The organism is Herbiconiux sp. (genome assembly GCF_004297105.1).
Taxonomy (GTDB): domain Bacteria; phylum Actinomycetota; class Actinomycetes; order Actinomycetales; family Microbacteriaceae; genus Herbiconiux.
On sequence record NZ_SCVE01000012.1, the window covers coordinates 1,034,899 to 1,047,723 of the forward strand.

Annotated in this window: 12 protein-coding genes; 2 read left to right on the plus strand and 10 right to left on the minus strand. The window is 61.4% G+C overall.

Annotated features, from left to right (window positions below):
* Positions 1 to 118 precede the first annotated feature (118 nt).
* Positions 119 to 2,518: a hypothetical protein gene (locus EPO52_RS11245; protein WP_290806106.1), complete on the plus strand. Its 2,400-nt coding sequence runs from the start codon at positions 119 to 121 to the stop codon at positions 2,516 to 2,518.
* Positions 2,519 to 2,844: 326 nt separating this feature from the next.
* On the opposite strand, the gene EPO52_RS11250 is transcribed toward EPO52_RS11245, so the two are convergent.
* The 3 genes from EPO52_RS11250 to EPO52_RS11260 all read right to left on the minus strand — a co-directional run bounded on the left by EPO52_RS11250 (position 2,845) and on the right by EPO52_RS11260 (position 4,729).
* Positions 2,845 to 3,600, minus strand: a complete 756-nt coding sequence (locus EPO52_RS11250) for a hypothetical protein (RefSeq protein WP_290806109.1) — start codon at positions 3,598 to 3,600, stop codon at positions 2,845 to 2,847.
* Positions 3,601 to 3,720: 120 nt separating this feature from the next.
* Complete coding sequence (locus EPO52_RS11255) at positions 3,721 to 4,407, minus strand: nucleotidyl transferase AbiEii/AbiGii toxin family protein (RefSeq protein WP_290806111.1); 687 nt, start codon at positions 4,405 to 4,407, stop codon at positions 3,721 to 3,723.
* Position 4,408: 1 nt separating this feature from the next.
* Positions 4,409 to 4,729, minus strand: coding sequence for a transcriptional regulator (locus EPO52_RS11260; protein WP_290806114.1), 321 nt, complete (start codon positions 4,727 to 4,729; stop codon positions 4,409 to 4,411).
* Positions 4,730 to 5,107: 378 nt separating this feature from the next.
* Between EPO52_RS11260 and EPO52_RS11265 the strand changes: the two genes are divergently transcribed.
* Positions 5,108 to 5,980: a CPBP family intramembrane glutamic endopeptidase gene (locus EPO52_RS11265; RefSeq protein WP_290806117.1), complete on the plus strand. Its 873-nt coding sequence runs from the start codon at positions 5,108 to 5,110 to the stop codon at positions 5,978 to 5,980.
* A gap of 18 nt (positions 5,981 to 5,998) precedes the next feature.
* On the opposite strand, the gene EPO52_RS11270 is transcribed toward EPO52_RS11265, so the two are convergent.
* From EPO52_RS11270 to EPO52_RS11300, 7 genes are all read right to left on the minus strand, one after another.
* Entirely contained in the window at positions 5,999 to 6,157 is a 159-nt protein-coding gene (locus EPO52_RS11270) for a hypothetical protein (RefSeq protein ID WP_290806120.1), read from the minus strand.
* Complete coding sequence (locus tag EPO52_RS11275) at positions 6,154 to 6,324, minus strand: hypothetical protein (RefSeq protein WP_290806123.1); 171 nt, start codon at positions 6,322 to 6,324, stop codon at positions 6,154 to 6,156. Before EPO52_RS11275 ends, EPO52_RS11270 begins: the two co-directional genes overlap by 4 nt.
* A 32-nt stretch (positions 6,325 to 6,356) precedes the next feature.
* The gene (locus tag EPO52_RS11280; protein ID WP_290806126.1) at positions 6,357 to 7,277 is read right to left on the minus strand and encodes a hypothetical protein; all 921 of its coding nucleotides are present in this window, start codon (positions 7,275 to 7,277) and stop codon (positions 6,357 to 6,359) included.
* Positions 7,274 to 8,572 (minus strand): AAA family ATPase, encoded by a 1,299-nt coding sequence (locus EPO52_RS17805; protein ID WP_363340066.1) that lies wholly within the window; start codon positions 8,570 to 8,572, stop codon positions 7,274 to 7,276. The genes EPO52_RS11280 and EPO52_RS17805 overlap by 4 nt, the downstream gene beginning before the upstream one ends.
* 1,949 nt (positions 8,573 to 10,521) lie before the next feature.
* On the minus strand, positions 10,522 to 11,268 hold the full coding sequence (locus EPO52_RS11290; protein WP_290806132.1) for a hypothetical protein: 747 nt from the start codon (positions 11,266 to 11,268) through the stop codon (positions 10,522 to 10,524).
* Positions 11,265 to 11,849 (minus strand): hypothetical protein, encoded by a 585-nt coding sequence (locus tag EPO52_RS11295; protein WP_290806135.1) that lies wholly within the window; start codon positions 11,847 to 11,849, stop codon positions 11,265 to 11,267. The genes EPO52_RS11290 and EPO52_RS11295 overlap by 4 nt, the downstream gene beginning before the upstream one ends.
* A gap of 54 nt (positions 11,850 to 11,903) precedes the next feature.
* On the minus strand, positions 11,904 to 12,686 hold the full coding sequence (locus EPO52_RS11300; protein WP_290806137.1) for a hypothetical protein: 783 nt from the start codon (positions 12,684 to 12,686) through the stop codon (positions 11,904 to 11,906).
* Between the last annotated feature and the right edge of the window lie 139 nt (positions 12,687 to 12,825).

Here is a 12,825-nt window from a genome sequence, read left to right on the forward strand (position 1 = left end):
AAAGCCGCCACATAGTTCAACATGCAAGACTTACGTACAGCAGTGTGGACACAATCACCGCAGATCGGGAGTTCGAATGAGTCACCGCAGCCTCACGAGAGTCGGGTTGGAAACGTCGTTGAAACCGTTCCCCTCCTGGAGCGACGCCGACCTCGAATCGACCGCCGCCACGATGTTCGACCAGTGGCGCGATCTCATCGGTGCGGCCGAATCCGCGGCGGTTCTGCTCTGGATCGCCGACGGCAGCGAGATCCTCGAGTGGAACCTCGACCTCGACCACGAGGTCACCTGGGCGAGCTCGGTGGGCTTCTCGAACACCGAGTACGACCCCTACTCGCACACGGTCACGCCCGACAACACCGCGCAGCCCTTCCGGCCGGATGTAACGCCCCTCCGTTACCGCGACATCCGGCGCCTGGTGGCGGCGATCCGCCGGGTGGGCGAGCGGATGCTCGGGGTGCCCGTCACGGTGGGTGCCACGTTCGACCCGGGGCCCGAGTTCGCGACCTCGCGTTTCAAGTACGAGGAGCATCCGGAGATCGTGGCCGGCGACGACGAGCAGCGTCTCGGCAAGCTGATCAAGATGATCCGCGCCAACTCGGTGCTGCACGCCGACGAGCGCGCGTTCGCCGGCTACCCCGACGGCGTTCCCGACGGCACGCCGTTCGGCGAATTCCTCGGCCGCCAGGCGGCGTCGTATCTCGCGGAGATGGGCTTCGACTACCTCTGGCTCTCGAACGGCTTCGGCTTCAGCGCCTATTCGTGGACGCCGCTCGGCGAGACGTACAACGGCGACGAGTTCCTCAGCGACCGGGTGCCGGGCGTCTCGGCCACCCTGCTGGAGTTCTGGAGCACCTTCCGCCGGGAGTGCCTGTTCCCCATCGAGGTGCGGGGCACGAACTTCTCGACCGGCATCGACCTGGGCGGCGACGGCGTTCCCACGCGCGAGATCTACGCGGCCGGAGGCTTCCGCAACCCGCCGCCGAACTCGCCGTGGGGTCCACTGAACGAGGACTTCGGCATCGAGATGTCGGGCTATCTCTCGCGCATCGCCGAGGTGCCGTCCGACGGATTCCTCTTCCGCTTCTACGTGAACGACCCGTGGTTCTGGCAGAACCCGTGGTGGGACTTCTACAACCGCGAACCGTTCGACATCTACCTGCCGCTGAGCGTCTCGCGGCTCGACGACCGCGGGCGGGTGCGCACGGCATCCGATGTGCAGTTCCTTTCGATCGACACCGAGCGCGGCGAACTCGATCCGCGTGCGGGCCGCGAGGTGAGCGGCCATGTTCTGCGTGCCCTGGAATCGGCGCCGGATGAGGCGGGCCCCGTGGTGTGGGTGTACCCGTTCGACGAGTACGCGGATGACGCCGCGGCCGACCCGGAGTCGGTGCGGCATCCGTATTCCGAGGACTGGTACCTCACGGCCGCGATCAACGCCGGCACCCCGGTGAACACGGTGGCGTCGACGCGGTCGCTCTCGGCTGCGGTGGCGGCCGGTTCGCTCGACGGCCGCATCCTCGTCGCGCCGACGAGAGTGCTCCGCGGCACGGTGCTCGACCTGCTGGAGACCCTGACTGCGCGCGGCGCGAGCGTTCTCGCCTACGGCCCGGCCGATCGCGCCGACGACCGCGGACGCCGCCTGCTCGGCATCACCCTCGCCGACGGGATCGAGGGCGACCTCGACCTCGAGACGGCTCTCGACGCCGACACGATCGCCTCGGAGCCGGCGCGCCGCCTGCTCCGGCACTCGTCGACTCTGTCGGGAGGGCCCATCCGCGAGATCGCGGCACCGGATGCGACGGTGCTGGCCTCGGTGCGCTCGGGTTCCGAGGTGCGGGCCTACGCCACCCGGCAGGGCCCGTGGGCGTGGGTGCGAGGCTCCTCGACCTTCGACCGCGCGCCGATGGACGACCACGGCTTCCGCCACTCCCGCCCTCTCGACCCGCGCGAGTTCGAGGAGGCGGGTGCCGTGCTCGGCCGCGTGCTCGGCGAGCTGGGCGTCTCGTGCCGTTTCACCCGCCGCGATGCGACCTCGCGCGCGGCCGTGCAGTCGCTGCATCAGAACGGCAACGCCACCTGGCTGAACGGCTACCTGGCCGACACGACCACCCGCGCGCGCTACCGCCTCCCGCTCGGCGCCCCCGTGTTCACGGGCCTCGAGGGCTGGTACGCCGCGGGCCACACCGAGTACTCCTTCGGCAAGACCCTGCACGCTGAGGCCCGCGTCTTCGTGCATCAGGAGGATGCCGCCACGCTTGCCTGCCGAGAGCTCTCGCCCTACCCCTACTCGATGACCCGAACCCTGAAGGCGACAGGCTTCACGGATGCGCGGGTCACGGTCACTGTCCCCCGCGACGCGTCGCGCGTCGTCCTCGTGCGCGACGACCAGGCCGCCCTCAACCTCATCGGCGACGTGGTGGCCTCCCGCGACGTCACTGCCGAGGTCGCCGACGGCCGCCTCGCCCTCGAGCACGTCACGGGCTCGATCATCGTGAGCTGGTCCGAGAATCGATAGCCGGCTCGATTGGCGCGGACCTGACCCAAAAAAAAGGCCCCTCGACCGGCTCGGGCACTCAGTGAATGCCAGGCCCTCGAGGGGAACTGTTGATCGATGTTATCGCGCTTGGTGATTCGAGGAGACAGGGTCGTGCGCGCACCCTCATAGCCGGCCGAGCGAACGTGCAGAAGCATGTTCACCGCCATCTGACGAGTAGCCACATCGGGCAGAGCGTCAATGTCGTCCTGAAAGCCCGGTGGGGCCCGTGCCGGCCCCAGAGCCGTCTAGTCGGCGCGGGGCAACGGGTGCGACCTACTTCGGATGCGCGCAGGGGCGCTCAGCCTTCAGCTTTCCCTCGCGCGAAGTTCACTCTCGAGGCTGACAGCGGCGCTGACCCATCGCATGCTGCGCCGCCGTCTGACCGGCCCCGAATAATCGGACTCGAGCTTCGCCGCGAAGACGAAACCCACATCAGCCCAATCCGCGTCACGGCTCGACCCCTTAGCTGGCGAGAAGCTGCGACTCAGCCACCGCTCGGAGCTGACCACGCCGAGCTGTCCGATCAGATCAGGCTCCGGAATGAAAGCGTCGTACCAGTCGAGTCGGTCGAAGACTGCATCTCTACCGTATCGAGATTCATGGATACCGATGACTTTGATGAGAGCCACCGTGCTTGAAGCAGAGGCGTAGGCGAGCACGTCGCCCGCCTCGAGGTCGGTGCTGGATTTCCACGGTGCGCGGAGGACACTGCGAGCTTTTTGGGGGCCTGTCAGCTGGGTCCTCAGCTTCTCCAAGACGACGCGGCGTGCGGTGCGGTCCTTCGAGCTCGATTCCTCCCATCTCGGTTCGTCAATACCCGAGTCGATGATGTACAGAGCGCGACCCTTAACCTCGTCGTCTAGGCGCCCGTAGGCAACCTGTGCCGCGGCGAGGGCCAGCCACAGGATGTGGCTCTCTTCTTGATCCAGGTCGGCGAACTGAGCGATAGTCAGTCGCCTTGCTTCCAGGTCGCCAACCTTGTCTTCCAGAAGGTCTCTGTAGACACCCTTTACATCCGCAGCGACATCGTCGGAGAAAATCGCCGTGCCCCAAGCGCCCATTTCTGCATCCTGGCCGCCAAACAAAGCCTGCAGCTTTCTACTGGGTTAACGACAAGTGCCTCGACTTCGTCGAGCTGTCCTCCCGAGACTGGGAAGGCGTCTCAGCACTCATCGCATTGACTACGCAAGGCCGGCGGTGTCGCCGGTAGCGCCCTCGGTGCTGTCTCGCAGCTTCTCCGCCCAGGCCAGGAACCGTGATGTGAGTAAGGCTTGGCCGCTCTCGTCGACGCCGTACTCCGCGAATCGCTCCGGTTCGATGTGTATGACCTGCTCGAGCTGGCGAATAAACATCGAGGTCTCGAACCCGTCGTCCCGGCGTGCTGTTGCCTCGATCAGCTCGGCGTCGGTGAACCGGCCGGAGGAACGGATGGCGTCGACGTCGATGTAGTCGCGGGCTTCCTGCCGGCTGTACAGCGCGTTGACCTTCGTTGCCACGGCATCCTCGAGATTCAGGACCGGGCCGAGAGCGAGGCGTGCGGGCTCCTGCGCGCGCCAGTCATAGCCCAGATCCATGTCGACAGACCGGCCGTCGTCAGTGTGGATCACCAGCTGGCAGAACAGTCCATCGCGGCGCAGCTCGTCGACGCCGTAGCCGCCCCCACGTAGCTCCTTCAGGAGGCCGTCGACGGCGGTGTTGAAGGATTCCAGGTCGTAGCTGTTCGTGAACAGGTCGACGTCGTGCGTGAGCCGGTCGACCAGGCCGTGTTCACGGATCGCACCTGAGCCGGCGAGGGCGAACGAATGCCCTTCGAGGGCGCCCAACGCGATCCCGGTGAGGTCGCGTTGGAGTTGTTCGTCGTCGCGCACGCTACGCGGCCGCGAGCTCAGGGAATCGAGTCTCCCACAGGTCACGGACCCGGTCGGGGAGCATCAGCCCCGCCCAGGAGCGCAGAAGAACATCGCGGTTCAGCAGCACAACCAGGTCGATCTCCCGGCCCTCGCGGAGTACCGCCTGATAGGCCTTGGAGATCCCGGCCTGCGCGCTCAGATCCACGGTCGACGTCGGCCCCCAGTACACATTCCGGGGAAGATGGAGCAGGCCCTCGGCGGGGCCGTGGAGGTCGTCGAGGCTCGACGGAACGGCATACGGCTTGATGTCTTGAAACAGAACCCGCTTTGTATCTTCCATCGTGACTCACCTCGCTCTCTGAACAGCAATCGTACCGAGCACACCTGACACCCGGGAAGAGGATCGGTCATCGGTCATCGGTCATCGGTCATCGGTCGTGCTGCGGGCTGCGCGGCGGAGGATCGCGCCGCATGTGAAGTGGGCAAGTTCCTGAAGAGTCAGCGCCACACATTCTGCAGGGAGAAGCGCACACCCCGGCAGGCAACCGAGACCGCACGAACAGCGCTCGTTTCTCGGTCTCAGTCTGGATGGACCGGAGGTTGCGGCGCCCTGTACGCGGCACCATCGAGATCATGTTTCCCGTTGTTCACCTCCGGCCACTACGTTCACGCTCGGCTGGGGGAGACATGCGCGAAGAGAACCGGGGGCGGTAGCGCCATGGCGCCCGAATCCGCCGAGTTCCTCTTCGCCTACCTCCTGATCGTCGTGTCAATCGTCCCGGTGATGTGGGTGCGGCTGCGCCCCGGTATGTCGCTCGCCCGCCGCCAAGTCACGATCGTGGCGGGCATCGCTCTGCGGATAGCCGGCTTTCTCGCGTCGTTCCTCGTGATCCTGCGGCTGGCGGGCGACCAGATCGAACCGATGCTCGCAAAGGCGGGCGATTGGCCTTTCGTGGCCTGGGGGCGCCAGGTGCTCGCCACCGGGGGATTGCCGCTCGCCGCACTCGTCGCGGCCGGGATCGTGCTGGCTGCGGCGAGAGCTGTTTTTCTCTGGCGTCGAACGGTGCGCAAGTCGGAACACCTCGGCTTCGTGGTCTGGCACTACACGCGCTCGGCGGCCACCCCGATCACCGAGTACTTCCGTCCCCCCGAGACGGCGACCACCGCTCATCTGCCCCGATCTGTCGCGGAACTGTTCACCCGGGGCGTGCTCGGTTCGGTCGTGGTGGGTATCACCGAAGAGCTGATGTTCCGTGTCGGCATCCCAGCGTTGCTTCTGCAGACCAGCGGCAACCTCTGGGTGAGCGTGATCTTCTCGCTGACCATGTTCGCCGTGCTGCACGGCTACCAGGGGTGGGTAGGCGTCGCAAGCGCCGGCCTGTCCGGCGTGGCGTACACGTACGTCTACTTCGTAACCGGCGACATCGTTCTGCCGATAGTCCTGCATGCGCTCAACAACGCCTATGTGCTCGCCGTACTGCCGGTGGTGGGTTGGCAAGCGTCACGACGCGAGTTCGACCAGCGGATGCGGGCAGCTGCAGAGCGACCCGACCTCGGCACACCGGCTGTTGCCTCGCCGCCCGGAAGCTGACCCACCCCTCGCGCGCTCTCACCCGACGTACGGGTCGAACTTCTCCCTGATCCACAGCTCGTCGGCGCAGTCCTCGGAGCAGGCCCGGTGGTTGTAGATCATCTCCCCGCGGGGCACCCGGATGCCGCAGTGTCGGCACCGCCGCAGCCGGTTGCCGAACCGCTCGTGCACGCTCACAGCGGCACCGCCCCGACGTACTCGCGCAGGGTCGTGCAAACCACTGCATTGATGTCCTCGCCTCGTGCCGCGGCAATAAGACGAGCCGTCCGTTCGAGCTGGTCGGGAACCCCGACGATCAGCTCCGTGTTCTTGACTGTCACAATGCCGAGCTTTGAGCGATTCATACTCGGCGCCTGGTGGGAGATCTAGCCAGTCGTCAACTCGACAATGCTAGATCGATCGCCTCTTCCACCCGCTGCACGCAATCACCCTTGAACTCAATAGTTTCAAGACACGCGCTCAGGAGAGCCTCATTGCTCACGTTTGCGCGGATTGTCTCGTCGCTAAGCGTGGAGTGAACGTAATGCAGAACATAGCTAGCAGCCCACTTCCCCTTTACCAACTCGGCCGATCGGCCCGCCGCCAATCGCTCATCGAAGTAGGTCGACGCCAGCAGCCGAGCGGTCGAAAACGCGTCGACTCCCACCGCGGTCGCTACACGCGAACACAATTCTGCATGTGCAGCTGGGTCAATCGCTCCATACCAGGGCTTATTGATCTGTGAGGTCTGAGCAAATCGCGCAGTCGACGGGGCATTCGCTGACTCGGCGATCAACCGCAACAAGATCCATTCGCGCCACAGGGCGGCGAGCGATCCCGGAATGTTGTCCAGTTCGGTCAGCTTCGTAACCTGGGCGCTAGCCAGACCGTGCGATGACCCCACGGCGCGCTTGAGGTCTCCAAGCCATAGGATCTGCGCTTCGACATCCTGCATCTCGGTGTGCACAACGTTCCTCGGGGGAGCGCCTCTTACGAAGTCGTCCACATCGCGATCTAAGAAGAACATAATCAGGACGTCTCCACCCTGATTGGATTGCTTCAGTTCCGCACGAGACTCAAAAAACTCACGGAGCTGGAGTGCGTGCGACTTGCCTCCCGCGGATTCCCCGTCGAGTTCGATTTCCTCTGCCAACCGTACAGAAATTCGCCTGGCATCCTCGGTATAAGGAACCTGTTCTAGAAGTCGTTCGTAGTATGGGCGATCAAAGTTACGTCCTTCGACGACGGCGAAGATCCGGTGTGCGCTCATCTTCGCTCGGCGCGCGAACGCTCGGGCATCCCGAAGTAGCTTCGTCATAGTTCGAATATCACGGCGTCGTCTACGTCGACCATTACTTCGGGCGAATGTGTCGCGAGTATTAGTTGGCAATTCGGGTTGATGCGCCGCATTGACTGAACCAGTCGTTGTTGCCAGTCGACGTGCATAGACAGTTCAGGCTCATCAATCATTACTGTCGTATCTTCAGCCGCGAGAACCTCAAGAAGCAGCTGCAATAGCTGCTTCTCTCCTGATGAAAGGGCCTTTAGTGGTATGGCTCGATCGCCGATCTCAATACTGAGCGCATCTCTTGGTGACGGCGTTCGATTCAGTATCAGGTGCTTATCTCCCGAGTAGAACTCGTCGATAACGGCCTGAAATTCACGCTGCGGGCGAAGAACCTCGTCCGCTTGCTTTTGCACTTCTACGATCTTCGCAACAACTTGCTGATGCTCAACGGATTCTTCATATCGGCTTACAAAATCTTCGCGCCTGACCGGGAACGAAATGCGCTGCTCGCGCAGAAAATTCTGCACAAGCCGGTACGCATCTTCGGCTCCAACCCCTACCGGGCGAGAGAATATGGGTATCGCGGAACCGAACAGAATTGCGAGAATCTGAGCAAGGCCGACTTGCTGGATGTCTCTAACTCGGCTAAGGCTTTCAGAACGGTATGCCTGCCAACGACGACGCACCTGTTCGACAAAGCGTTCCTCCGGGCCCACCGGCCGAGTGTCCGAAGCTGTCCGATAGGAGGCTCCCTGCCAGTATCGAGGGCGAAACTCTGTGACGCGAGAGATTGGCAGGTATGAGTGAGTGAAGCTGGCATTTACAGGAACTGTTCGCTTTGCGTTTCGAGGCGCCGAAATCAAGTGAGAGTCCCAGTCGCTGGTCTCCGTCTCATCAAGAATCCATCCGTCATCATCCTCTCGGATTAATCGATGTTCCTTCAGCACCCTTCCGTCGCTACTTCGACGCTGACGGTAAGCGCGTCGCAATACGTTCTTCGACGCGTCGTCTCGCAGAATTACGGAGGCCGCCTCGAAGGGGAGTTCCCCGAGTTCGGTTGAACCGTTGTCAAGTGCAGAATGGAGAATCTTCAACAGGGTTGTCTTTCCAGAGCCGTTCAGGCCCCAAAAGACGTTCACATGCCTATCTAGCTCTCGATCTCTTGGGCCTACTCGGCTACCCAGATTAACTACTTCGAACGCTTGAATGTGAACCAAAATCGAACCCCCCGGTACGCAGCGCTCAAACTCTACCGGCATCATTTGCCCTGACAGACACGGTCGTCTGCCGTTCCGGCGCGCACTGACGATTGTGGCACGCATCATCAGGCATTGATCCAATGTCCATGCGACCTACCAGTTGGTTGCCGGACCGCAATTCGCTCCGTCCGTCCCGTACCCGCTGGCGAGCAATGTGAGGAAGGAACTTGCCCACGGAGACGTGCTACATACCTCCCTAGAACCAATCAGTTCGTTCGGGACGTAGCGACCCGTCGATAGGGCCGTGTTGACGAAGAAGATACTGTCGCCAGCGTCCAGCACGTATCCCGAGAGAGGTGGACCCGACTTGAAGTTAACAATTTCCCGAGGCGCGAAGCTCATCGGGGTGGTGAAGATCTGGCCTGCGTAGATCCCTAGGCTAACCGCGAGCACAGAAGCGATTCGACCGAGGCTTGTCGTGGTGGATGATCTTTTGATGTCAAGCTGGCGCTCGAGTACATCGGATTGAATTCTCGTCGTTGTTCTGGCTCTGAAAGGGTCTGGCAAGACAACCGGGTGCCCGGGAACGTCCTGAATGGCGATCCCCGCCATCCGAAATCCGTATCTTGCTTCGTGCCATAGGCGCCGGAGCTCTGTGTCAATCGGTGCCGGACCTCGCGACACCCAACTGATGAATGGTATCGCCGCAGGAACTCGTTCAGCGAGCTCGCTGCGCCAGTATACGTATGCAGATAGAAGGATGAGCAGGAAAAAGAACCAGGGCACAGTCGAAAAGGCAATTGTGACCAGCGCTATCAGGCCGACTCGGACAAAGTGACGTGGCCGAGGGGGCATGCCAGCTTGCCCATAGAGTGTGGCGAGTGCGTTCGCAGCACCTATGAGTATCAGATTCATGAGGCTGAGCAACGCGATCATGGCCAGGGCGGAAATGGGAAGAGCCTGAAAGATCGCTGTGGCCAAGTTCGTGTTTCCGCGCACTCGATATAGCAGGTTGATAACTACTACCGCGAGGCCCAACGCGGGTACCAAGGCGAAGCCACTCGCGGGAAGGGTCCGAAGTATTCTGGCGTTTGCCCTGTTCGCCGCAACTACGTCGCGGGCTTGCAATGTTCGATCGTACTTTGGGAACAGAACACGGAAGAGCGATTGGGTACGTACGCGAAATGGGGGAGCTTTGCCCCGATGCTTAGATTTCAAATGCTCTTCCCCATTGGGCGGATTTCATTTAACCGTCGGTTATTCAGTCCCGTGCTTTCGGCGGGACAGTCAGTTTGATCCTCCGGTCGCTCTCGTCCAGAAAGAACTCGAATCCCTGGTCGTTCGCGATGGCGTCCCTAAGAACTGGTGCGAGCGCCTTCGTGTGTTGAATTCCCCAGGGCACTGCTGAATCGGGCGCAACCAGCGATGGCTGGCCTTGCTGGCCCGTAGCAAGAACCGAGCCAACCCACCGTTTGGCCATGCGAGAAGTTCCACGCCAAGCGTCCCAGGCAAGCGCGATCAAACCAGCGACTGATATGGGCGAACTGCCTGCAATGGCGACAAGCGAGCCCCAGACGGTCAGAAGTACGTCAAACGAACCAACGCGGGCGTCCAATAGTCGAAGCCCGCCAAGATGGGTGCGGAGAGGTTCTGGCCAGTTCGTTGCACCGCCGGACCGGAGTATCTCCTTCTGCATGGTGCCTGCCCGGCGTACCGCGAGGTCGAGGTCGGCCAAGAGTCGCGACGAGCCGAAGGCGTCCAACCCTCGGTATTCGGCGGTCACAATTAGTCTTGGGATCGGTTGTCCGTCCAGCCATGCGGGGTACGCGATCGAGACATCATCTTGTGTGGGTTTTGCAACGGCAAGGCTGCTAATTCTCCGTAGCGCGGTCGGCGTCAAGGTCTGTGCGGCTCTGTACTTACCAGACAGGGGGCTCGCTTTGGCAAGTCCCCTACCAGGCGAAGCAGTTTGTCGCTCATTGACTAGGTATTCCAGTTCGCCCGGTACGCGAAGTAGGCTCAATGACGTTTCCATAGGTTCTCTTTTCATCAGGGCCAACATCGTTCCACGGCGGCTAGAAGAGCATGGTGATGATGTCTTCGATGTGAGCTTTTGCCTTGTGCTCGCCCGGGCGAAGTTTGTTCGGATGGCCAGACCCGTTGCGAAGATCAAGCCCCTTCTTTAACTCTGTATGTTGGTTCTTGTCGATGATGCCGAGATCCTGAGCGACTTGCAGCAGTAGCGCTTCGTTGTACTCACTCAGGTCGTCTCGCTTCTTGCAAGCTTTAGCTCTCGGGTTGTGTTTCTGAGCCGCGATCGTGATCACTTCAGGCAGCGAATCCCGCCATATGCGTTCCTGCAGTTCGTGCACCGCTGCCACCCACGTGAACACGATGGCTGCTCGGTGTGCACCAACTTCCAAACAATCAAGCGCCTCAGACGCAAATGCTCGCGCTTCGCTATCACCTATCGCAGAGACCTTGGCGCGAAGGCCAGCCACTTCACTCTGCTTGACCATGCTGGAGGTCGAGGGGAGGGCCGGCGCGTAGGACTTTACGGCCTTGCGTCCGGTTTCGGTCAGTGTCCATACGCGACTTGTTTGTGAGCCCGTCGCATCGACATAGTGTCCAGCGCCACCAAGTAGGGATGCGATCTTCCATGTCTTCGCGCCGGTGATCCGTGACTCGACTAAAGCGCCACGGATCTCGGCTGTCGTGAATTCAGTTCGAGCTTGGGTAACCTCCAAGAAATACACCGTGGCAAGGACGCGAGACTGCTGACTCGCGTTCTTGAGGGGTGCTAGATATTCGACGAGCTTCATCCCGACGTGCTCAGAACGCTGAGGGCGAGCTTCTGCAATGCTTCGGCCGTGTCGTTCTTGGTTCGCAGCGTCTTCTTTCCCGGGGCGCCCACATAGTTTACAGTCGTTAGCGCATTCATGACCTTGACCCAGTTCGAGCCGGGATCGCACTTCAGACGCTCGCATTCTGCTCGCACCGTGGCGGCCGGGACACCCGGACGATCCATCGCGAAGTCGTAAGCGGAAGTGAGAGCTAAAGCCACCGCCCGGGCCTGGTCCGCGACGTTGGCACCGAACCTGGACCTTGGCCCATTGACGTGGGGCGTTCCGTCCTCGAAATAGTAGAGGCGTTCGAGATGATCGACCAGCACGCCGCTTTCCTGTGAGAACTTCTCGAAGAGCTGAGCGTCCGAACGTTGGTCGCTGGTTGAGTCTTTCTCCTCGTCGCCCTTTTCGGCATCCCAGAGATCGTCGGGCGGAGCCACGGGGGCGGCGCTTAGTAGCGTAAGAGCCTCCTTGAAGGCATACTCTTGAATCGCCTCCGGGATACCCGCCTTCTCAACAGCCCCCCAGGCCCGCGCAAGAAGCTCTTCTACATCCACGTTCATCCCCCTCGGTTGGACTGACTTGTGAAATCTGTCGCTCTAGTTTCCTGACTAGCCTGAACCGATACCTGCTAGGAATTTCTCACCCTCGTCGGTGATCCGAAGTGTGTGGTCAAGTGTGGACTTATTTGCGTAGCCGGGCCGCTGTGCAGAGATGAACGCCTGCGTGATTTGCTTAGTCGGGATCCCCGAGTTGAGATGGTCTGTAAGCCAGGCGATGTCCCTATTTGAGAGTCCCTTAATCCCGTGGTCCTTGGCAAACTTGATCACCCAGAGAAGTTTGTCCTTGTTGTGATTCATCTTGCCGTAGGGCGGATATCCATCCATGGTGGACGGAAACTCATCGATTGCAGCGAACGTCTCAGGCTTCTCGTGGTTGGGTTTCGTGCTCTTGGCTGTTGGCGTCGTCCGACGGGAGGAGCTTCGGCCGCGCGAACTGTGGTTGCCCTTTGAGAACGTAAAGGTGCCGTCAAGTACTCCATCGACCTTCGCGGTCAACATATATTCGCCGCTCCCATTGTCTCCAACCCAGCCCGCAGCGATCGCCTTATCGAGATCGCGGGGGAAGTTGGCGGGAGCAGTCTCCCGTGCCCGCCGAAACGCCGACTTCACGTCCTCGACTTTGAAGGACTCACCGCCGTCTTGCATGACGTAGGCGGCTAGCGCAACTATCTTCTCCGGGTTCTTCATAGCGCCCGAGATGTCAAGGGCATCGCGCGCGCTCTCCACCTGTTTGCTCCTCATTTTGGACTGGCTACTTCCCACGGAGGAACTCAGTGTTGCGTTGCCTCCTTCTGAATTCAGGAACGCAATTATCTGGGCCGCCTGAGCCACTGTGATCTCATCGGAGTAAGGTCAAGTCCCGTGGAGTGGTGTAACCGTTTCGTGATCCTTCAGGGATGTGGGGGCTAGTTTTCGTTGTGATTGCAGATGCTCGCGACGAGCTCACTCACGGTGTCGGAGTACAGCCCAG